Source organism: Bradyrhizobium sp. JYMT SZCCT0428 (assembly GCF_018131075.1).
Taxonomy (GTDB): domain Bacteria; phylum Pseudomonadota; class Alphaproteobacteria; order Rhizobiales; family Xanthobacteraceae; genus Bradyrhizobium.
In genome coordinates, this window is the sequence record NZ_JAFCLS010000034.1 from 57,035 (window position 1) to 78,033 (window position 20,999).

Here is a 20,999-nt window from a genome sequence, read left to right on the forward strand (position 1 = left end):
AATACGCCCTATATAACCAAGATGCGTCCACAAGACATCCTGCTGCCAGCTCCCGCCGGTTTGTGCTGCAAGCCCGGTGGCTTCCATATCGATCCGGTTCGGTCCGTCGAGCGCGCCGTGATCACTCATGGCCATTCCGACCACGCCCGTCCCGGCCATGGCGCTGTTCTGGCGACGCAAGAGACGCTCGACATGATGCGGCTGCGCTATGGCGATAATTTCGCAGCCTCCACGCAGGCGATCGCTTATGGCGAGGAACTCCGGCTCGGCGACGTCAAGATCAAATTCCATCCCGCCGGTCACGTGCTGGGCTCGGCGCAGATTGCCGTCACCTGCAAGGACACCTGCATCGTCGCCTCGGGCGATTACAAGGACGCTTCGGATCCAACCTGCGCGCCGTTCGAAGTGGTGCCGTGCGACGTCTTCATCACCGAGGCGACGTTCGGCCTGCCGGTGTTTCGCCATGGCAACGCAGCCGATGAGGTGAAGAAGCTATTGGCCTCGGTGGCGTTGTTCCCGGAGCGCGCGCATCTGGTCGGCGCCTACTCGCTCGGCAAGGCGCAGCGCGTGATCGCGCTGCTGCGCGAGGCCGGCTACGACGCGCCGATCTACCTGCATGGCGCGATGGAAGCGATCACGCATTATTATCAAAGCCGCGGCGTTGCGCTCGGCGAGCTTCGTCCGGCCAAGGGCATGAAGAAGGCCGATCTCGCCGGCACCATCACGCTGGCGCCGCCGTCGGCGACCTCTGACATCTGGACGCGGCGGTTTCCCGATCCGGTGACGGCGTTCGCCTCGGGCTGGATGCGGGTGCGGGCCCGCGCCCGCCAGCGCGGCATCGAATTGCCGCTGGTGATTTCCGATCACGCCGACTGGGACGGGCTGACCGCGACGATTGAGGCCACCGGCGCCGGCGAAATCTGGGTCACCCACGGCCAGGAAGACGCGCTGGTGCATTGGTGCAAGACAAAAGGCCTCGCCGCGCGGCCGCTCGATCTGGTCGGCTATGGCGACGAGGACGAGCACGAGGCGCCACCCGCCAACGAGGCCGAGGCATGAACCGCTTCGCCGAACTGCTGGATCGCCTCGCCTATGAGCCCGGCCGCAACAACAAGCTGCGGCTGCTCACGGCGTATTTTCGCGAGACTGATGATCCCGACCGCGGTTATGCGCTGGCGGCACTGACCGGCGCGCTGTCGTTCAAGCACGCCAAGGCCGGACTGATCCGCGACCTGATCACCGACCGCGCCGACCCCGTGCTGTTCGGCTTGTCCTATGATTATGTCGGCGACCTCTCCGAGACGGTGGCGCTGATGTGGCCGAAGCGCGCGGTCAGTCGCGACGAGTCTTTGCTGGGCCACCCCTCTCCCCAGCCCTCCCCCACAAGGGGGGAGGGAGCCGAGCAGATTTCGGCGCGATCACCTCGCAAGATTTCAAAGGCCACAATCACCGCTCTCTCCGTTCCCACCCCCCTTGCGGGGGAGGGGCAGGGAGAGGGGTACCGCGGGCTCGATGCCAGTGATGACCACCGACGCCACAACAACCCGCCTCCTCCCACCCTTTCCGAAGTCGTCACCACGCTGCGCACCCTCGGCAAGACCGAGCTGCCGAAACAGCTCGCGCGCTGGCTGGATGAGCTCGATGAAACCGGCCGCTGGGCGCTGCTGAAGCTCGTCACCGGCGCAATGCGGATCGGCATTTCGGCGCGGCTGGCGAAAACCGCGGCCGCCAATCTCGGGGGCAAGGACGCCCATGACGTCGAGCTGATGTGGCCGGGATTGAGCCCGCCCTATCTCGACCTGTTCGCCTGGCTGGAAGGGCGCAGCGAAAAGCCGGTCAATCGCGATCCGACACCGTTCCGCCCTGTCATGCTGGCGCATGCGATCGAGGATGCGGATTTTGCAAACCTCGATCCTGCCGACTTCATCGCGGAATGGAAATGGGACGGCATCCGCGTGCAGGCGGTAAGCGGCCGCGACGAGCACGGTCACATCCAGGCGCGGCTCTATTCGCGCACGGGTGAGGACATCACCGGGAGTTTCCCGGACCTCGTGCCATCCCTGCATCTGCCCGGTACCATCGACGGTGAATTGCTGGTGCTGCGCGAGGGGCGCGTGCAGACGTTCAACGTGCTGCAACAGCGCCTCAACCGCAAAGTCGTGTCGCCAAAATTGATCAAGGAGTATCCGATCCATTTGCGCGCCTACGATCTGCTCAGCGACGGCGAGAACGATCTGCGCGAGCTGCCGTTCATCGAACGCCGCGCGCGGCTGGAGGCGTTCGTTAAGAAGCTTGACGATGCCAGGATTGATCTGTCGCCGACGGTTACCTTCGACAGCTGGGACGCGCTGACGGCGGCGCGCGCCGATCCTGCCAGCGCCGGTGCGGGCGAGGATGCCGACGCCGTCGAGGGCGTGATGCTGAAGCGCCGCGACGCCGCCTATCTGCCGGGACGCCCCAAGGGCCAATGGTGGAAGTGGAAGCGCGACCCGCATCTGATCGACGCCGTGCTGATGTATGCGCAGCGCGGCCACGGCAAGCGCTCGTCCTATTATTCGGACTACACGTTCGGCGTCTGGACCTCGGGCGAGGATGGCGAACAGCTGGTACCGGTCGGCAAGGCCTATTTCGGCTTCACCGACGAGGAACTGCTGCAGATCGACCGTTTCGTCCGCCGCAACACCACCGAAAAATTTGGGCCCGTGCGGCATGTCGTGCACGAGCCCGACCAGGGTCTGGTGCTGGAAGTCGCCTTCGAGGGGCTGGCGCGCTCGCCGCGGCACAAATCCGGCGTCGCGATGCGGTTTCCGCGCATCAGCCGGCTGCGCTGGGACAAGCCGCCGCGCGAGGCCGACCGGCTGGAAACGCTGGAGCGGATGCTGAAGAGTGACGCCAGCATTACCGCGCCTTAATCCGGCCAGCCATTGACGCGCCGACATAGGTTCCCCATTTGCTGTCCGCTATAGTAGAATGCGCGGGCGTGACCCGCAGGAGAGATCGATGCGCAACGACGTCAGGGATTTGCCGGCCAGCAATGACGGCCTCAACCGCTTTCTCGGCGGCTCGCCGCTGGCGGTGGCATTCCGGCTGATCCTGCTGTCGGTCCTGGTCGGCGTGGTGCTCGCCGCTGTCGGCTTCGATCCCTGGAACATCCTGCACAGCATCCGCATGCTGTTCCAGCGGCTCTGGGATCTCGGCTTTGACGCCGTCAACTGGCTCTGGCGCTACTTCCTGCTCGGCGCCGTGATCGTGATTCCGGTCTGGCTGTTGTCGCGGCTGTTCGGCAGCCCGCGCGGGCGCTAAATCTCCTCGCCAAGGGACCGCAGCCGATGCAACTGCAATTTATCGGCTGCGGCGACGGCATGGTCGTTGAGCTCTAGCCATGCATTCGCCGGCCGCTCCCTCGAAAGTCACGACGGCGCAGGTATTTGCCATCGCGGGTCCCGCGATGATCGCGAACCTGACGACGCCGCTGATCGGCATCGTCTCGACCACGGCGATCGGCCGGCTCGGCGATGCCACGCTGCTCGGCGGCGTGGCGGTCGCCTCCGTGCTGTTCGACTGCCTGTTCTGGCTGTTCGGATTCCTGCGCATGAGCACGGTGGCGTTTACCGCGCAGGCGCTCGGCGCCGGCGACACGCAGGAACTACGCGCCATCCTGCTGCGCGGCTTCATCGCCGCCGGGCTGGTCGGCGCTGCGCTGATCCTGCTGCAGATCCCGCTCGCCAGCCTCCTGCTGGAGGCAATGGGCGGCAGCGAAGGCGTCACGCGCGCGGCGAAAACCTATTTTGCGATCCGGATCTGGTCGGCGCCGCTGGCGCTCGGCAATTATGTCATGCTGGGCTGGCTGATCGGACAGGCCCGCGCCAGGCTGGCGCTCGGCACCCAGATCACCATCAACCTGATCAATGCGGCGGCCACCGCGCTCCTGGTGCTGGTGCTCGACTTCGGCATTGCCGGCGCCGCGATTGCGGCCGTGATCGCGGAAGCTGCCGGGCTCCTGCTCGGCATACTGATCGCGCGGCGTCTCGCCCATGGGCAACCGGCCATCGCGCGCGCGACGCTGTTCGACCGCACCAAACTGATGCGGCTACTGGCGGTCAATCGTGACATCCTGATTCGCACCGCGGCGTTGATCGCGGCCTTCCTGTTCTTCACCGCGCAGGGCGCCCGTGCCGGCGACCTGACGCTCGCAGCCAATGCGGTGTTGAACAATTTCCTGATGATCAGCGCCTTCTTCCTCGACGGCCTTGCCAACGCCGCCGAACAGCTCTGCGGCCGCGCCTATGGCGCCCGCGACAGAGGCGGATTCGCCGGCGCGGTCAAACTGGTCGTGATCTGGGGCTTTGGCTTTGCGCTCGCCGTCGCCGCCGTCTTCGCACTGTTCGGCCCTGCGCTGATCGATATCATGACGGCGAGCGCCGATGTACGGCGTATCGCGCGCGATTATCTGCCGTTCGTGATCTTCGCACCGCTGCTCGGCGTATTCGCCTTTGCCTTTGACGGGGTCTATATCGGCGCCACCTGGGCGCGCGACATGCGCAACCTGATGCTGCTGTCGCTTGCGATCTTCCTCGGCGCATGGCTGGCGCTGCGATCATTCGGCAATGCCGGGCTGTGGGGCGCGCTATTGGTGCATTACGCCGCCCGCGGTGGGCTTGAGGCGCTGCGTTATCCGGCGCTGTTGAAGAGGTCGTTCGGCGACAAGCCTGCGTAATCCGTCATCCTGAGGTGGCCGTGCGCAGCGCGGCCCTCGAAGGATGCACGGCCACGGGCCGTCGTCCTTCGAGGCTCGCTTGCGCTCGCGCCTCAGGATGACGGATCACATGGATCTACTACACCGGCCATTCCTCGGCGGTGATCGTCGCGGCATCGGCGCCGACGATTTCCGCCAGCGAATCGCGCCCCGTGCGCAGCAAGGTTGAGGACAGATCGTTCTTGATGTCCTCGACCAGCCCGAGGCCCTTGTAGATCAGCGACGAATAGAGCTGGATCAGGCTGGCGCCGGCGCGGATTTTTGTGAGTGCGGCACCTCCGCTATCGATGCCGCCGACCCCGATCAGCGGGAAGGCGCCTTCGGCACGCACATAGGTTTCCGCCACCATCCGCGTCGACAGCCGGAACAACGGCCGTCCCGACAGGCCGCCCTGCTCCTTGGCGCGGCCGGATTCGCGCAAGCTCGAGGGCCGCGCCAGCGTGGTGTTGGCCACGACCATGCCGTCGACCCGGCGCGAGCGCGCGATGTGCACGACATCGTCGAGTTCGGCCAGACTCAAATCCGGCGCGATCTTGAGCAGCACCGGGGAATCGCCGGCATTCTTGCGCACCCGCTCGCGCGCATCGATCACCCGGGCGAGGAGATCGTCGAGGGCTGCCGATTGCTGCAGATTGCGCAGGCCCGGCGTGTTCGGCGAGGAGACGTTGACAGTGAAATAGCTCGCGACCGGCGCAAAGGTCTCGATCAGCTTGACGTAATCGGCGGTGCGGTCGGCCGAATCCTTGTTGGCCCCGACATTGACGCCGATGATGCCGGAAAGATGCGCACGCGAGGCGAGCCGCCGCAGCACAATCTCCGCCCCGTCATTGTTGAAGCCCATCCGGTTGATCACGGCCTCGTCGCGCTCCATCCGGAACAGCCGCGGCCGCGGATTGCCACCTTGCGGTTTGGGCGTCACCGAGCCGATCTCGACGAATCCAAAACCCAGCCGCAGCAACGCGTCGGGCGCTTCCGCGCTCTTGTCGAAGCCCGCGGCCATCCCGATCGGATTGGGAAAGTTCAGGCCGAACGCGCGCACCGCCAGCTTCGAATCGTCCGGCTTCGAGCGGATCGGCGGCAGCAGCCGCAGGCCCTGGATCGCCATGCGATGCGCATCCTCCGGATCGAACCAGCGCAGCAGCGGCAGTGAAAAGGCGTCGAAGGCGCGGATCACGGCGCAAGCTCCGGAATGTCATGATAGCCGTCGGACCGCGCCCGCATATCGAGGATGGCGGTGACGGCGCCGAGATCGAGTTCGCCATAGAGATGTGGGAACAATTCGTCGTTGCGCGAGGGTTCCCAGCGCAGGCCGTCCCCCAGCGCATCGGCGTCGACCGCGATCAAGAACAGCCCGGTCTGGCCGAAATAATGTTTCCGCGCGGTCTCGGCGACCTGGGAGGCTGTGGAAAAATGGATGTAGCCGTCGCGCAGATCGTCCGCGCTGCCCTTGTAAACGCCTTGCCGCTCGGCCTCGCGCCAGGCCGAGGCGGGGCTGATTTTGTAGATCGTGCGCACTCGCCGGCATTCCCTGTTTGTCGTTGAGTCTCTTGGGATTTTTCCCGGGATTCCGGGTCGGGCGCCGACCGTAAAGGCGGCTGGGGCTGAACTCAAGCGCCGCCGCGCCGTCCGGCCAGCATGGAATTTGCGGAAACCCCGCGTTTCAGGCAATAATTCCTAAACCCGACTTTGAGTGATCCCATGGCCAAGCCAACCAAAGCCCGCCTTCTCACCCACGGCCAGGTCTGGACCGCGCTCGACCGGCTCGCCGAGCGTGCCGGGCTGTCGCCCTCGGGCCTTGCCAAGCGCTCCGGCCTCGACCCCACCACCTTCAACAAGTCGAAGCGCATCACGGGCGACGGCCGCGAACGCTGGCCCTCGACCGAATCGGTCTCCAAGGCGCTGGCCGCCACCAATTCCTCGATCGACACGTTCGTGCAGCTGATTGGCGACGGCGCGCGCAGCCAGCAATCCGTGCCGATGCTCGACCTCGCCGAGGCCAGCAGCGGCGGCCATTTCGACGACAGCGGTTTTCCCGCCGGCAAGGGCTGGGATGAGGTGGCGCTGCCCGCCGCGGGCGACGAGCACGCCTATGCGCTGGAAATATCAGGCGATTCGATGAAGCCCGCCTACCGCGACGGCGACATCATCGTGGTCTCGCCCGGCACACCGATCCGGCGCGGCGACCGCGTGGTGGTGAAGACGAGCGACGGCGAGGTGATGGTGAAGGAATTGAAGCGTCGGACCACCAGGACGCTGGAGCTGCAATCGCTCAACCCGGCGCAGGCCGACCGCGCGCTCGACGCCGACGACGTCGAATGGATCGCGCGGATCGTGTGGGCGAGTCAGTAGGGTTGTCCCCGGCTCCGGATGTCCTGCAGGATGTGCTGGAAGATTCCCTTCACATCGTTCTGTGCGGGATGGCTGCGGGGACGGCATCAGCCAAAGCCAGGGCTTACTACGCGCACAAGCAGAACAAGTTCTGGAAGATTCTCTACGAGACCGGGCTGACGCCGGCGCTGTTGCAGCCGCACCAGTACCGCGATCTGCTGCAGCATCGGATCGGACTCACGGATCTCGTAAAGACGCATTCCGGAATGGATCGCCAGATCCCGCTATCCGAACTGCGACTGGCTGCGCGATCTCGCCTGAGCAATTCGGTTGCGGCATTCCGGCCGAGATTCCTGGCGTTCACGAGCAAGGCGGCCGGACAGGGATTTCTCGGCGGCAAGCGCGATTACGGCGAGCAGGCTGAGCGGATCGCCGACACTAGGATCTGGATCCTGCCCTCCACGTCAGGCGCAGCGAATGGAAGCTGGCGACCGGAAGTGTGGCATGCGTTTGCGGATGCGGTGCGGGCGTAGGGGAAAGCCGCCACAATCTATCAGCGTCGTCCCTGCGAACGCAGGGACCCATACCGCGAGATCTTACTTTTTTGCGACGTAGCAGACGCCCTTCGCCAACAATTGGCGCCGGTGGCTATGGGTCCCTGCGTTCGCAGGGACGACGATAAACTTTTTGCTACGTCGCGTAATCCGGCTCCTTGCGATCGAGCATGCGCTTCAACGCATCGAAGTGCCGCTGTGCCGGCGTGGGTCCCTTGTAGAGACGCTCATCCTTGTATTCGCGCTGGGTCTTCTCCACCACGGGCGCGGGAAGCTGCTTCAGCTTCTGCCCGGTCCACATCGCGTAGATCTGCACCTGCGCGGCGCGCTCGACGTAATAGAGCATGTCGTAGGCGTCGGCGACGGTCGCACCGACCGTCGAGATGCCGTGATTGGCCATGAACAACACCTGCTTGTCGCCGATCACCTTCGCGAGGCGGGCACCCTCGGCGGGATCGACGGCCGGGCCGGTATATTCGTCGTCATAGGCGATGGCGCCTGACAGACCAACCTCGGTCTGGCCGATCTCCTTGATGCGGGGATCATCGAGGCGCGTCAGCGCGCTGGCATAGGGCATGTGGGTGTGAAACACCGCTTTGGCCTGCGGCAGCGCCTTGTGGATCGGAGCGTGGATGCAATAGCAGGAGCGCTCGACCTCGCCCTCGCCGCGCTTGACCTCGCCGTCGTCAATACCGACTTCCATGAAGGACGAAGCCGTCACCTCGGACCAGTGCATGCCGAACGGGATCTGGTAATAGCGGTCGCTGCGGCCCGGCACCGTGTAGGTCAGATGGTTAAAGATGCCTTCGGAGAAACCCTGGTTGAAGGCGAGGCGATGCGCCGCGGCGAGATCGACCCGCGCCTGCCACTCCTCGGCGCTGGTGTCATTGCGCAAGTCCGGCGAAACCCTGAACTGCATGCGTCTGCTCCCAATGTTGCCCGCCCCTCGACGGGGGCTTGATGGCGGGGAGTGTAGCGCAAACCGGTGCAGGCCGTGGTTGAAATTGCCGTAGCCCTGCTATCCGGATTTGCGGCTCCTTCCTCCCTTCTCCCCTTGTGGGAGAAGGAAGAAGCGCGCGCCTATTACGCACTCCTCGCCAGCGCGCCGTCGATCATCGCGACGGCGTTGGCCAATCCATACACCGCAACGAACGAGCCGAAGCGCGGGCCTTTTTCCTGGCCGAGCAACACCTGATAGAGCATGTTGAACCAGTCGAGCGAAACGCCCGGCCGGCCATCCTTGCCCTTCTTGACGAGATCGAGGAACGGCTCGCGGCGGCCGATCTCGTAGACCACGTTCTGGATCTCTTCCGCCGTTGACGTCGCCGGCAATTGCGACAGCGCGTCGCGCAGATCCTGCAACGCGACGCGTTCGCCGTCGGTCGGCTCACGGAATTTTTTGGTCGGCGCCACGAAGTCGCGATAATAATTGATGGCGTAACCGACCAACGCGTCGAGCTTCGGATGCGTCTGCGGCGTCACGCCGGGACGATAGCGCCCGATAAAACCCCACAGCGTTTCGGCGTTCTCCGCATTCGACGACGAAACCAGCGTCAGCAACAGCTGGAACGTGACCGGCATGTCGGCCTTTGGCGGCTGGCCGGCATGGATGTGCCAGACCGGATTTTGGAGCTGCTGCTTGGCGTCCTGCCGCGGCAAGCCGTCGAGGAATTGCTGGTAGTCATCGACATTGCGCGGGATCACGTCGAAATGCAGCCGCTTCGCCGCCTTCGGCTCGCGGTACATGAACAGCGACAGCGATTCCGGCGACGCATAGCGCAGCCATTCGTCGATGGTGAGCCCGTTGCCCTTCGACTTGGAAATCTTCTGGCCCTGCTCATCGAGGAACAGTTCGTAGTTGAAGCCTTCCGGCGGCGTGGCGCCGAGCGCCCGGGTGATCTGGCCCGAGAGCTTCACCGAGTCGATCAGATCCTTGCCGGCCATCTCGTAGTCGACGCCGAGCGCGACCCAGCGCATCGCCCAGTCGGCCTTCCACTGGCACTTCACATTGCCCCCCGTGACGGGGGTTTCGACCTCTTCGCCGCTGTCAGGGTCTACGTATGTGATCGTGCCGGCGGCGATATCGCGGCGGATCATCGGCACCTGCAGCACGACGCCTGATGTCCTGCTGATGGGCAGGAACGGCGAATAGGTCGCGCGCCGGTCCGGCCCCAGCGTCGGCAGGATGATCGCCATCACCTTGTCGTAGGCGGCGAGCATCTTGAGCAGCGTCGCGTCGAAGCGGCCGGATGTGTAGTAGTCGGTCGAAGAGGCAAACTCGTAGTCGAAGCCAAAATGATCGAGGAACGCGCGCAGCCGCGCGTTGTTGGCGGCGCCGAACGAGGGATGTTCGTTCGAGAACGGATCCGGCACGCGCGTCAGCGGCTTGCCGAGATGAGCCGCCATCATGTCGCGATTGGGAACGTTGTCCGGCACCTTGCGCAGGCCGTCCATGTCGTCGGAAAACGCCAGCAGCCGCGTCTTGATCTTGTCCTCGGTCAGCACGCGAAAGGCATGGCGCACCATGGTGGTGCGCGCGACCTCGCCGAAGGTGCCGATATGCGGCAGCCCCGACGGGCCGTAGCCGGTCTCGAACAGCACCTCGTCCTTCGGGCTCTTTTTCAGCCGCGCGACAATCGCTTTCGCCTGCTCGAACGGCCAGGCGTTGGATTGTTCGGCGAGCGCACGCAAATCGCTCGGGCTGGATGGGTCGATCGTGGACATCAGAGGTCTCCGGGGGCCGCGGAAACTAGCGCTTCCGTGGCAAATTGCAAAATGACGGAGTCTGCGACTCCGTCAAAACGGACTGATCGAGAAATATCGCAGCCACAAATCGGTATAGCGGCCTTTTTCCCAGAGCCGGAACAGCGCCCAGTTAAGTGACTGCCGCAGCAGATCGTTGCCCTTGCGGACCGCGATGCCGATGCCCTCGCCGAAATAGCGGCTCTCGACAAACGGCCCGCCCGAGAAGGCGCAGCATTCGCCTGAATCGGTGCCGTTGATCCAGAACGCCAGCGCGATCGCGTCGCCAAAGATGAAATCGACCTCGCTTCGTCGCAGGGCCAGCCGCAGCGCCTCGTCATTGGGATAGGATTTGATCTCGGCGTCGGTGAACATCGCCTTCAGATAGGCCTCATGCGAAGTGCCGGCGATGGCGCCGATTTTCTTGCCTTCGAGATATTCGGGACGCACCTCCGGCATCACGGCGTCGCGCCGCGACACGAAGCGCGCCGGCGCGCGGTAATAGGGATCGGTGAAATCGATGCGGGCGCGCAATTGCGGCGTCACCGCCATCGACGCGATGATGGCGTCGCCGCGGTTGCTGGTGATGGCGTCGATCAGGGTCTCGAACCGGCGCATCTGGATGGTGCAGGTGACCTTGATCTCGTCGCACAGCGCGCGCGCCAGATCGACGTTGAAGCCGGCCGGATTGCCGTCGGGGCCGGTGAAGTTGAACGGCGGATAGTCGGTCTCGGTCAGGAACCGGATCACGGTCAGGCGCGACAAATCGGGCCGGTCCGGACGCCGCCTGGGGTCCCAGAAACCTGGCACCGCCTGCGGCGCCGCCTCGACCGCGGGCCGGGGCGCGGTTTGTGCGGACGCCTCACCTGGCAGAACAACGGCCAGCGCAGCAGCGATCGACATCCCGGTCAGCAAGCTGCGGACGGATTTTGGCAATCTGGCGCTTTGTAACAAGGCTGGCTGGTGGGGCATTGCCGGCGTTTTGTTGTGGAATTGGATGGCCTTATAGACCATCCGGCATCCGATGCGAGGCCGTTTTGCGGGGCTTTGGTACGGCTCAGAGGTATTTCTTCAGATCGGTCGCAGCTTCCTGGGGCGTCCGTTTCAGGTTGAACGGCGAGACGAAGCGGCCGTCGCGATCCATCAAATAGATCAGCGCGGTGTGATCCATGGTGTAATCGCCGTCCTTGAGCGGCACCTTCTTGGAATAAACCCGGTAGGCCGACAGCACCTTGGACACCGCCTCGGGATTGCCGGTCAGGCCCTTCAGATGCGGGTCGAAGCTGGAGAGATACTCCTTCATCGCGGCCGCGGTGTCGCGCTCCGGATCGACCGAGACGAAAAAGGCGTTGACCCGGTCGGCGTCCTTGCCCATCGCCTTCAGCACTTCGGAGATCTCGAACAGCGCGGTCGGGCACACATCGGGGCAATGGGTGAAGCCGAAGAAGATCAGCGTCGGCCGGCCCTTGAGATCCTTGTCGGTCACGGTCTGGCCGGCCTGGTCGGTCAGTTGAAACGGCCCGCCGATCGCGGCCGGCGCCGTGACGGTGCGCAGGCCGCCGAGCGCCCACAGCATGATCAGAAGGCCAACCAGCAGGCTGACGGCAAAGGAGGCGACAATCACCAGCGGGCGGATGCTCCGGTCCATGCAAAAATTTCCCTATGTCCGGATCAGAAGCAGGCCGAGATGCCGGCGGCGATCATTTCAAAGAACACCGTGGTCCCGTAGTGGAACCAGAGCGCCGCGGCACCGCATACGGCCAGCCCGCCGAGGCTGGCGGCGCCCCAGACGATCGCGGACGCCACCCTGCCCTGCGGCCGGGGTGCCGCGATCATGCCGTGCTGGGTGGAAATCGGCTGAACCATGGGGTTCAGATAGGGCCAGTTCCATGGCCAGGCAAGCGCCATGGCCGTGCGGCCGATCACGTCATGCTGAGGAATATCTGCTGTTTCAGCGAGACGCCAGCGCGATCGCAGTGCGACGCCGGGATCTCAGCGAGACGCTGGCTTGATCGCGGACGCCTGGGCGTCGAGATAGCAGGGCTTGAACATCGCCTGCAATTGCTTGCCGCGCAGGAAGATCATGCGCTGGGTCAAGCCGCCGCGCTGGGCGATCCAGCGCCGGATTGGCGTCGGGTACATCGAATACAGCATCTGGGTGGCTTCGGCGTTGGTGATCGCCCGGCCGTTGGCGCCGAAATCCCAGGCGGCATGGAAACCGAGATTGGCGTGCGAGGTGACGCAGATCTTTTCGTGGGGAACGGCGCCGAGAACGATGGTGCAGGCCGAGGCGCACAGGCCGTCGATGATAACCATCTCGCCGGAACTCCGCAGGCCCTGGTATTTATCGACATAGGTACCGATCCGGCCGCCGCGATCGTCTGCGATCCGGACCACCGCCTGGCTCGATACAACCCCCGCCAGCAGCAGCACCGCCGCAAGCAACCCCGTCACCAGCTTCATTTCCCAGCCCCAGTCCTGAAACGTCGAACCCGAATCTGATTGTCTTAGTGATGCTAGACTTCGCGAGCGTCGTTCGAGACCGTGATTTTGTCTAGGCGGCTGGAGCTGCTCAAAACAAATTCAAATTAAGTGTTGCAATGGCGCTGCACCCGAAGCGCGAAAAGGTCCCAAACTGGAACAAGTTAACATTTGCACGGTGGTAGCTTCGCCACAGGCAAGCGGCATTTGCCGTTGACCGCGTCGGATGGCGTGGCTTGAATCAACATCAGAGCGTTTTCCAGCGAAGTGGGCACCGGTTCGCGTGAAGAAAACGCGTCAAAACAACAAACAGAGCCCCCTTCCGATTTCAATCGGAAGGGGGCTCTGGGCTGGGGGAGGACATGATGGCAGAGGACGCAGACGTAATCGTGGTCGGCGGCGGGCTGGCCGGGCTGGTCGCGGCATGCGAAATCGCCGACGCCGGCAAGCGCGTCATCGTGATCGACCAGGAGGGCGAACAAAGCCTTGGCGGTCAGGCGTTCTGGTCGTTCGGCGGCCTGTTCCTGGTCGACAGCCCCGAACAGCGCCGGCTCGGCATCAAGGACAGTTTTGATCTCGCGCTGCAAGACTGGACCGGTACGGCCGGCTTCGACCGCGAGGAGGACTACTGGCCGAAGAAATGGGCGGAAGCCTATGTTGGCTTCGCCGCCGGCGAAAAGCGCGACTGGCTGCGTGCGATGGGCCACCGTATTTTTCCGGTGGTCGGCTGGGCCGAACGCGGCGGCTATGACGCGATGGGGCACGGCAATTCGGTGCCGCGCTTTCATGTCACCTGGGGCACCGGCCCGGGCATCGTCGAGCCATTCGAACGGCGCGCCCGCGAGGCGCAGAAGAGCGGCCGGCTGACTTTCAAGTTCCGCCACCGCGTCGATGCGCTCAGTATCACCAACGGCACGGTCGAGGGCGTCAGCGGATCGATCCTCGAACCCACCCATGTCGAACGCGGCCAGGGCAGCTCGCGCCAGATTACAGGCGATTTCAGCTTTCGCGCCCAGGCGGTGATCGTTGCCTCCGGCGGCATCGGCGGCAATCACGATCTGGTTCGGCAGAATTGGCCAAAGCGCCTCGGCGAACCGCCGAAATTCATGATTTCAGGCGTGCCCGAACATGTCGACGGCAGGATGATCGGGATCACCGAGGCTGCCGGCGCGCGGCTGATCAACCGCGACCGGATGTGGCACTACGTCGAGGGTATCAGGAACTGGTCGCCGATCTGGCCGCGCCACGGCATTCGCATCCTGCCCGGCCCGTCATCGCTGTGGTTCGACGCGACAGGCAAACGGCTGCCCGCGCCGCTGTTCCCCGGCTCCGACACGCTCGGCCAGCTGCACTACATCATGTCGACGGGTTACGATTATTCCTGGTTCATCCTGACCCAGAGCATCATCAAGAAGGAGTTCGCACTCTCCGGCTCGGAACAGAACCCTGACCTCACCGGCAAGAGCTGGCGCATGACCATCAAGCGCGCCACCAACAAGGGCGCGCCGGCGCCGGTGGAGGCGTTCAAGCAGAAGGGCGCCGACTTCATCGTGCGCGATAATCTCGCCGACCTCGTCACCGCCATGAACGCGCTCAGTGGCGACAATCTGCTCCAGTTCGATCACATCAAGCGCCAGATCGAGGCGCGCGACCGCGAGATGACCAATCCCTACGTCAAGGACGCGCAGGTGATGAACATCCACAATGCGCGGCGCTATATCGGTGACAAACTGATCCGCACCGCCAAACCGCATCGCATCCTCGACCCCGAGCATGGCCCGCTGATCGCGGTGAAACTCAACATCCTGACCCGCAAGACGCTCGGCGGCTTCGAGACCGATCTGGACTCACGCGTGTTCGGCACAGGCGGCGAAATCATCAAGGGGCTCTACGCCGCCGGCGAAGCCGCCGGTTTCGGCGGCGGCGGCGTGCACGGCTACCGCTCGCTGGAAGGCACGTTCCTCGGCGGGTGTCTGTTTTCGGGGCGGAATGCGGGACGCGCGGCGGCGAAGGCGGCCGGCTGACCTATTTGCGCGGGGGATACTTGCATGATGCTGAAGATCCTATGGGCCCTGCCCCTCGCTGCCGCGGTGATGGCGGGCAGCGGCGCGCCGGCTCGCGCCCAGGTCAACGCCGCCGCGCCGGCGCCCTCGCTCGCCAAACTCGAACGCGTGTCGCAATTCTTTGAAAACGAAGTGGCGACCGGGAAGCTTCCCGGCGCGGTCGTATTGATCCAGCAACATGGCAAGCCGGTCTATCTCAAGAGCTTCGGCGTTCGGGATGTTGCGACCAAACTGCCGATGACGCCGGACACCATCTTTGCCATCCATTCCATGACCAAGCCGATCACCAGCGTGGCGGCGATGATGCTGATCGACGAAGGCAAACTGGCGCTGGCCGATCCGGTGTCGCGATACATTCCGGCATTTGCCGCCACGAAAGTCGGCGTGGAATCCAAACCGAAGGACGGCAACCCGACCCTGGAACTTGTGCCGCCGAACCGGCCGATGACGATCGAGGACCTGCTCCGGCATACGTCCGGCATCACCTATGAATACATCGGCAGCGAATTGATCATGAAGGCGTATACGGACGCCAACATCTTTGAGGGACATTTCAACAACGCGGAGTTTGCCGAGCGCATTGCCCGACTGCCCTTGGCGAGGCAGCCCGGCACACTCTGGCGCTACGGCCATTCCACCGACGTTCTCGGGCGCGTCATCGAAATTGTCTCCGGCAAATCGCTGTATCAGTTCCTGAAAGAGCGCATCCTCGATCCGCTTGGCATGACCAGCACGAAGTTCGTGCTGCAGGGCGCGGCTGAACTGGCGCGCATGGCCGAGCCACTGCCGGGCGATACCGTCTTGCGTATGTCGGGGGAAGAACGGCGCAGGCACGCCGAATGGGAGTCAGGCGGCGGCGGCCTGCTCTCGACCATCACGGATTATGCACGATTTGCGCAAATGCTGCTGGGCGGCGGAAAGCTCGACGGCAAGCAGTATCTCAGTCCGGCCGCGTTCAAGCAGATGACGTCAGACCAGATCGGACCGGGCTCCGGCGTCGGACGCGACTACTATTATTTTCCCGGCGATGGCTTTGGTTACGGTTATGGCCTTGCGGTTCGCGTCGAACCGGGAAATGCAAAGCCGCCGCCGGCAGGCTCGATCGGCGAGCTGAAATGGGATAGCGGCAGCGGAACATACTTCGGCGTCGATCCCAAACTGGACATGGTCTACATCCTCATGGAGCAGACCCAGCTGGAACGCTCACGCATCACTCCGGCCTTTAAGGCGCTGGTGTATGACGCGTTCGAAAAATAAGTGATGTCAGCGGCGAAGCAGTGGACCGATCGCCGACAGAACTCACCGCGCATATCCGGCAACGCCGTCCCACAGCAGCTTCAAGGCCGTGACGACAAGCAGCGCGTAACAGGCACGGTAGAGCTGCACCTGGTCGAGGCGCTGATGCAACCGCCAGCCGGTCCACACGCCGGCAAAGGCGACGGGTATGCCAAGCAGCATCATCGTCACCAGGCCCTGCGAGAGATGCCCGATCAGCAACCAAGGCCCGACCTTGATGAGATTGCCGACGGTGAAGAACATGCTCGTCGTGCCGGCATACATCTGCTTGGAGAGCCCGAGCGGCAGCAGGTACATCGCCAGTGGCGGGCCGCCGGAATGGGCGACCATCGTCGTCACGCCCGACGCGCCGCCGGCCAGCAGCGCCGTGGCCGGCGAACGCGGCCGCACCGAGACGCCGGCGCCGCCCCGCAGCCACAGGCCGGCAAACACCAGGGTGATAACCGCCATCACGATCTCGACGGCGTGGCGGTCGAGATCCCTGAGCACGAAGAAGCCGACGCCGATGCCGACCAGAAGACCCGGCAACAAAATCGAGAGGTCCGGCTTCGACCACGTCGACGGCTTCCAGTAGCGCAGCGCGAAGACATCCATCGCCACGAACAGCGGGGCCAGCATCGTGCCCGCATCGATCGGGTCCATCACCAAGGCCAGCAGCGGAATGCCGATGATCGCGAAGCCGCCGCCGAAAGCGCCCTTCATGAAGCCGATCACGAAGATTCCAGTTGCGGCAACGCAAAGTATCGCAGGCTCAATCGTCATGAGGAATCCGGTGCGGACATCGATCCGATCCTCCACCATCGATCACATGACCTTTTGCGTTGCAATCGGACAATTGCACTCCGTGCAATATCGTCGGCCGCCCGCAGCGTTCCGGCAAAGCCGAACCAACTCGGCTTTTAAGTAGATTCCCCGATACGTGACAATTTGGGTGGCCTTCATTGCCAAGAACGCAGTAGCCGATCGCGCCCGGTCGCGCTAAGGAGGCGCGCCACTTTAAAAAACGGAGAACACCATGTCAGTCCAGCGTTTCGAAACCGGCCCGCGCATGAGCCAGGTCGTCGTCCACGGCAACACTGTCTATCTCGCGGGCGTCGTCGCCAACAATGCAGCCGGCGAAAGCGTGACCAAGCAGACGCAGGACGTGCTCGAGACCATCGACGGCCATCTCGCCAAAGCCGGGACCGACAAGTCGAAGCTTCTGTCGGCCACGATCTACATCACGGACATGAAAACCTTCCCGGAAATGAATGCGGTGTGGGACGGCTGGGTGTCGGCGGGCAACACCCCGGCGCGCGCCACGGTCGAGGCCAAATTGGCGTCCCCGCAATACAACGTCGAGATCATGGTGGTTGCGGCGAAGTGATTTTGACGAACTGATTTTGCGGCGCGAGGGTTTTGCCGGCTCTCGCGCCGCACGCATTTCTCGACCCGCGTTTCCTTGACCTCCGAGGTAATCGAAACACGCGCGCGAACCTTCGATAAAGGGTCAGCCGATCCATTCGGCCGCAACGAAGGAGAGCCCCATGACCGACGCGCAGACCATTGCCAACAGTTACATCGATTTGTGGAACGAGCGAACCCCGGCCCGCCGCCGCGAGCTTCTCGCCGCGAACTGGGCCAAAGACGCCCGCTATGTCGACCCCTTGATGAGCGGCGACGGCCATGACGGCGTCGATGCGCTGATCGCAGGCGTGCAGCAGCGGTTTCCGGATTTCAAATTCAAGCTGATCGGCGAGCCCAATGGCCACGGCGACCACATCCGCTTCTGTTGGGGCCTCGGCCCTGACGGCGCCGACAGTCCGATCAAGGGCACGGATTTCGCCGTGCTGAGCGACGGCCGCATCCGCAGCATCACCGGCTTCCTCGATCAGGTGCCGGCGGGGGCATGAGCGCAAGGCTGTGCGGCTGCCTGGGCAATCCCAGGCAGCCGCCGACGCGCCCCGAATTATTTCGGGAACCTCTTGGCCTTTGCCGCATCCAACCCCAATACATTGCTATTGGTGGAACCATCATGCGCCAGGCCCACACGCCTCATATTCCGCCCGTCGATACTGGTGACCTCGACCTGGTCCGCCGGGCGCTGAGCCGCGACGGGGCGGCCGTTCGCGCCATCATGCAGGCGAACAACCGCCGGCTCTACCGGCTCGCCCGTGGCATTCTGCGCAATGATGGCGAGGCCGAGGACGTCGTGCAGGAGACTTACGTCCGGGCCTTCACGCATCTGGAGAGTTTTCGCGGCGATTCCAGCCTGGCGACCTGGCTGGCGCGGATTGCCATGAACGAGGCGCTGGGACGCTTGCGCCGGCAGCGGCCGGGCGTGGAACTGTCGTCATTGCCGCAGGGCGTGCTCGAAGCCCAGATCATCCAGTTTCCCCGTGCCGCCGCAGACGACCCGGAAAAATCCATGGCCCAACGTGAAATTCAGCATGTCGTCGAACACGCCATCGACGAATTGCCGGAGCCGTTCCGGCTCGTCTTCATCACCCGTGTGATCGAGGGCATGAATGTCGAGGAGACCGCCGAGATTCTGGGGCTCAATCCCGTGACCGTGAAGACGAGGCTGCATCGCGCCCGCGTCATGCTGCGCGACAATGTCGAGAAGAAGATCGGCCCTGTCGTGATGGACGCGTTTCCGTTTGCCGGCAGGCGCTGCGAACGGCTCACCGACGCGGTGCTGAACCGGCTCGGCTTTATCTGATTTTTTCGGGAACCTCCGGCCACCAGCGCCATCCAACTCCTGTGCAATCAACTTGAAAGCCGGCCGCTCGCGTCGGCGCCACAGGAGTGTCACACCATGTTCGTTCGATTGAGCGCAGCCATTGCCGCGTTGAGCCTTTTGGGCGGCGCCGCGCTGGCGCAGGGCGCCAAGCCCACCGATCCGCAGATCGCGCATATCGCCTACACCGCAGGCGTCATCGACGTCGCCGCCGGCAAACAAGCGATCACCAAGGCCAGCAACAAGGACGTCAAGGCGTTCGCGGAAGGCATGGTGCGCGACCATGAAGCCGTGAACAAGCAGGCGCTCGACCTCGTCAAGAAGCTGAAGGTGACGCCGGAGGATAACGACACCAGCAAGACGCTGTCGAAGCAGGCAGCGGACAAGCTGGCCGAACTCGGCAAACTAAAAGGCGCCGAGTACGACAAGGCCTATATCGCCAACGAGATTGCCTACCACAAGGCGGTCAATGGCGCGCTGGAGACACTGCTGATCCCGTCAGCCAGCAATGCCGAGCTGAAGAGCCTGCTGCAGACGGGCCTGAAGCTGTTTCAGGGCCACCAGCAGCATGCCGAACACGTCGCCGCCGGCCTGAAGTAGGGGAGACTGCCATGCTGCCGAGACGCACGTTTCTCATCGTGACCGCCCTGCTATCGGGCGCCATCGCCGTCCCGGCGCATGCCGCAACCATCCAGATCGTGATGGACAATCTCGTGGTGTCGCCGGCGGAGGTAACCGCCAGGGTCGGCGACACCATCGAATGGATCAACAAGGATATCTTCGCCCACACCGCCACCGCGCGAAACGGCGATTTCGATGTCGCCATGCCGCCGAAGAAGACCGTGACGTCGGTGCTGAAGAAGGCCGGCACGGTCGAATATTACTGCCGCTTCCATCCCAACATGAGGGCGGTGCTGACGATCGCGCCGTAAGCCGGCAACCTCGTCAGGCCGACGTCCCTCGCTGCAGCACCATCGCGAGCCGCACCGCGACCGCCGCCTGCCAGACCGGATAGAGCACCGAGGTGAGATCGAGATCGAGCGCGCTGTCGACCGCCATCAGCGTGCCGGCCAGCGTGCCCGTCAGCAGCATCCGCATCCATAACGCCGCATCGCGCGGCCCGGCCGGCAGCAGGGCGATCGCCAGCGCCATCAAGCCGGCGCCGACGAAACCGCCCGCGAGGCCCGCCAGCACATTGCGCATCACCTTGGAGGCGCCATAGGCCTGCAGATCGATCCAGATCGCGGCGTTCACGGCGCAGACAAAAGCGACCATGGTGACAATGCCGGCAAGCAGCGCCGCCCAAACCGGATTGGCGCTGCAGCGCCGCACCACGAAGAAGACGAGCACCGCAAACGGCACCGCCACCAGCGCCATGCGCAGATTGCCGGGACCGCCGGTGAACTTGTCGATCAGTTGCGGCGTGAGCGGCGTCAACAGGCCCGAGAGCAGACCGCCGGCGGCAATGACAAGCAAATTGTTGCGGGAGGTGTTGTCGGCAGTGATGGCCTGGGTCAACGCGTTCGCCTCCATCTCTGCGGCAGCGCAATTTAGCACAATAGTACTTGTGATTGTAGTCGCGCACAGCGCGAGGCCGGTTCACAAATAAAAGCCGCGCCAACCCGAAGGTTGACGCGGCCATGGCCGTTCTGTTGCCAGGTGGACCAACCCCGAACAGGTTACGCCGCGAGGCGCACTTCGTTCAATGCAACGTTATCGTTTGCATTTAGGTTTTTGACCCGATAACGGCGGTATCATGCCGAGCACAATTCAGAACTTCTTTGCGACCATCGATCCTGGTTCGCCCCCGCCATAGCAGCCCTGGGATTTTGCCTTGCGGCAGAATCGATCTCATGTGGAGCATGATCTTATCGGAAAACCGGAACCCACTTTTCCGGATCATGCTGCAAATGAGACCTTTAAGCTCAAGCTGCTAAGGTGGAGGCGCCGGGTACTGCCCCCGGGTCTGCCCGCAGTCCATTCTAAGGTTCAGCGCCATCGTCTTGCGACGGGAAGACCCTACGCGGGATCGGCGGGGAAAGATAGGCCGAAGGGGGTTC

23 protein-coding genes and 1 other RNA gene are annotated in these 20,999 nt (G+C 63.8%); 13 read left to right on the top strand and 11 right to left on the bottom strand.

The annotated features are described in order from the left end of the window. Positions 1–21 precede the first annotated feature (21 nt). The 4 genes from JQ575_RS29605 (at position 22) to JQ575_RS29620 (ending at position 4,717) form a co-directional block, all read left to right on the top strand. Positions 22–1,059 carry a ligase-associated DNA damage response exonuclease gene (locus tag JQ575_RS29605; protein ID WP_212036725.1) on the top strand — a complete coding sequence of 346 codons (1,038 nt, stop codon included), beginning with the start codon at positions 22–24 and terminating at the stop codon, positions 1,057–1,059. After that, entirely contained in the window at positions 1,056–2,912 is a 1,857-nt protein-coding gene (locus tag JQ575_RS29610) for a cisplatin damage response ATP-dependent DNA ligase (RefSeq protein ID WP_212036726.1), read from the top strand. The genes JQ575_RS29605 and JQ575_RS29610 overlap by 4 nt, the downstream gene beginning before the upstream one ends. 88 nt (positions 2,913–3,000) lie before the next feature. Beyond that, positions 3,001–3,303, top strand: coding sequence for a DUF6460 domain-containing protein (locus tag JQ575_RS29615; protein WP_212036727.1), 303 nt, complete (start codon positions 3,001–3,003; stop codon positions 3,301–3,303). A 79-nt stretch (positions 3,304–3,382) separates the two neighbouring features. Continuing rightward, on the top strand, positions 3,383–4,717 hold the full coding sequence (locus JQ575_RS29620; RefSeq protein ID WP_212036728.1) for an MATE family efflux transporter: 1,335 nt from the start codon (positions 3,383–3,385) through the stop codon (positions 4,715–4,717). A gap of 118 nt (positions 4,718–4,835) precedes the next feature. Here the strand turns inward: JQ575_RS29620 and JQ575_RS29625 are convergent, their stop codons facing one another. Beyond that, positions 4,836–5,930 (bottom strand): quinone-dependent dihydroorotate dehydrogenase, encoded by a 1,095-nt coding sequence (locus tag JQ575_RS29625; RefSeq protein WP_212036729.1) that lies wholly within the window; start codon positions 5,928–5,930, stop codon positions 4,836–4,838. Then, the gene (locus JQ575_RS29630) at positions 5,927–6,271 is read right to left on the bottom strand and encodes a DUF952 domain-containing protein (RefSeq protein WP_212036730.1); all 345 of its coding nucleotides are present in this window, start codon (positions 6,269–6,271) and stop codon (positions 5,927–5,929) included. Before JQ575_RS29630 ends, JQ575_RS29625 begins: the two co-directional genes overlap by 4 nt. A gap of 183 nt (positions 6,272–6,454) precedes the next feature. Here JQ575_RS29630 and JQ575_RS29635 point away from each other — a divergent pair, with 183 nt between their 5' ends. Both JQ575_RS29635 and JQ575_RS29640 read left to right on the top strand, forming a co-directional pair. Further along, positions 6,455–7,105: a helix-turn-helix transcriptional regulator gene (locus JQ575_RS29635; protein WP_212036731.1), complete on the top strand. Its 651-nt coding sequence runs from the start codon at positions 6,455–6,457 to the stop codon at positions 7,103–7,105. Between the two features lie 2 nt (positions 7,106–7,107). Continuing rightward, entirely contained in the window at positions 7,108–7,617 is a 510-nt protein-coding gene (locus JQ575_RS29640; RefSeq protein ID WP_212036732.1) for a mismatch-specific DNA-glycosylase, read from the top strand. 157 nt (positions 7,618–7,774) lie between these two features. Here JQ575_RS29640 and JQ575_RS29645 read toward each other — a convergent pair whose 3' ends face one another. From JQ575_RS29645 to JQ575_RS29670, 6 genes are all read right to left on the bottom strand, one after another. Continuing rightward, a complete protein-coding gene (locus JQ575_RS29645; protein ID WP_212036733.1) occupies positions 7,775–8,557 on the bottom strand; it encodes a class II aldolase/adducin family protein in 783 nt (260 codons plus the stop codon). Positions 8,558–8,721: 164 nt separating this feature from the next. After that, positions 8,722–10,362, bottom strand: a complete 1,641-nt coding sequence (locus tag JQ575_RS29650; RefSeq protein ID WP_212036734.1) for a lysine--tRNA ligase — start codon at positions 10,360–10,362, stop codon at positions 8,722–8,724. Positions 10,363–10,434: 72 nt separating this feature from the next. Next, positions 10,435–11,352: a transporter substrate-binding domain-containing protein gene (locus JQ575_RS29655; protein WP_212036735.1), complete on the bottom strand. Its 918-nt coding sequence runs from the start codon at positions 11,350–11,352 to the stop codon at positions 10,435–10,437. Positions 11,353–11,437: 85 nt separating this feature from the next. Beyond that, positions 11,438–12,028, bottom strand: coding sequence for an SCO family protein (locus JQ575_RS29660; protein WP_212036736.1), 591 nt, complete (start codon positions 12,026–12,028; stop codon positions 11,438–11,440). A 23-nt stretch (positions 12,029–12,051) separates the two neighbouring features. Continuing rightward, positions 12,052–12,306, bottom strand: a complete 255-nt coding sequence (locus JQ575_RS29665; protein WP_249166974.1) for a hypothetical protein — start codon at positions 12,304–12,306, stop codon at positions 12,052–12,054. A 66-nt stretch (positions 12,307–12,372) separates the two neighbouring features. Then, positions 12,373–12,843 (bottom strand): hypothetical protein, encoded by a 471-nt coding sequence (locus JQ575_RS29670; protein ID WP_212036737.1) that lies wholly within the window; start codon positions 12,841–12,843, stop codon positions 12,373–12,375. Between the two features lie 383 nt (positions 12,844–13,226). On the opposite strand from JQ575_RS29670, the gene JQ575_RS29675 reads away from it, so the two are divergent. After that, on the top strand, positions 13,227–14,885 hold the full coding sequence (locus JQ575_RS29675; RefSeq protein WP_212036738.1) for an FAD-binding dehydrogenase: 1,659 nt from the start codon (positions 13,227–13,229) through the stop codon (positions 14,883–14,885). Between the two features lie 24 nt (positions 14,886–14,909). Beyond that, complete coding sequence (locus JQ575_RS29680; protein ID WP_249166966.1) at positions 14,910–16,181, top strand: serine hydrolase; 1,272 nt, start codon at positions 14,910–14,912, stop codon at positions 16,179–16,181. A gap of 42 nt (positions 16,182–16,223) precedes the next feature. Here the strand turns inward: JQ575_RS29680 and JQ575_RS29685 are convergent, their stop codons facing one another. Next, positions 16,224–16,982 (bottom strand): sulfite exporter TauE/SafE family protein, encoded by a 759-nt coding sequence (locus JQ575_RS29685; protein ID WP_212036739.1) that lies wholly within the window; start codon positions 16,980–16,982, stop codon positions 16,224–16,226. 253 nt (positions 16,983–17,235) lie between these two features. Here JQ575_RS29685 and JQ575_RS29690 point away from each other — a divergent pair, with 253 nt between their 5' ends. The 5 genes from JQ575_RS29690 to JQ575_RS29710 all read left to right on the top strand — a co-directional run bounded on the left by JQ575_RS29690 (position 17,236) and on the right by JQ575_RS29710 (position 19,871). Then, positions 17,236–17,586 carry a RidA family protein gene (locus tag JQ575_RS29690; RefSeq protein ID WP_212036740.1) on the top strand — a complete coding sequence of 117 codons (351 nt, stop codon included), beginning with the start codon at positions 17,236–17,238 and terminating at the stop codon, positions 17,584–17,586. Positions 17,587–17,746: 160 nt separating this feature from the next. Continuing rightward, positions 17,747–18,112, top strand: coding sequence for a nuclear transport factor 2 family protein (locus JQ575_RS29695; RefSeq protein WP_212036741.1), 366 nt, complete (start codon positions 17,747–17,749; stop codon positions 18,110–18,112). 122 nt (positions 18,113–18,234) lie between these two features. After that, positions 18,235–18,921 carry an RNA polymerase sigma factor gene (locus tag JQ575_RS29700; protein WP_212036742.1) on the top strand — a complete coding sequence of 229 codons (687 nt, stop codon included), beginning with the start codon at positions 18,235–18,237 and terminating at the stop codon, positions 18,919–18,921. A 96-nt stretch (positions 18,922–19,017) separates the two neighbouring features. Then, entirely contained in the window at positions 19,018–19,539 is a 522-nt protein-coding gene (locus JQ575_RS29705; protein ID WP_212036743.1) for a DUF4142 domain-containing protein, read from the top strand. A gap of 11 nt (positions 19,540–19,550) precedes the next feature. Further along, the gene (locus tag JQ575_RS29710; protein ID WP_212036744.1) at positions 19,551–19,871 is read left to right on the top strand and encodes a cupredoxin domain-containing protein; all 321 of its coding nucleotides are present in this window, start codon (positions 19,551–19,553) and stop codon (positions 19,869–19,871) included. Between the two features lie 13 nt (positions 19,872–19,884). On the opposite strand, the gene JQ575_RS29715 is transcribed toward JQ575_RS29710, so the two are convergent. Together JQ575_RS29715 and ssrA are read right to left on the bottom strand one after the other, a co-directional pair. Further along, on the bottom strand, positions 19,885–20,457 hold the full coding sequence (locus JQ575_RS29715) for a hypothetical protein (RefSeq protein ID WP_212036745.1): 573 nt from the start codon (positions 20,455–20,457) through the stop codon (positions 19,885–19,887). A 118-nt stretch (positions 20,458–20,575) separates the two neighbouring features. Further along, positions 20,576–20,988: a transfer-messenger RNA gene (gene ssrA, locus JQ575_RS29720) on the bottom strand. Between the last annotated feature and the right edge of the window lie 11 nt (positions 20,989–20,999).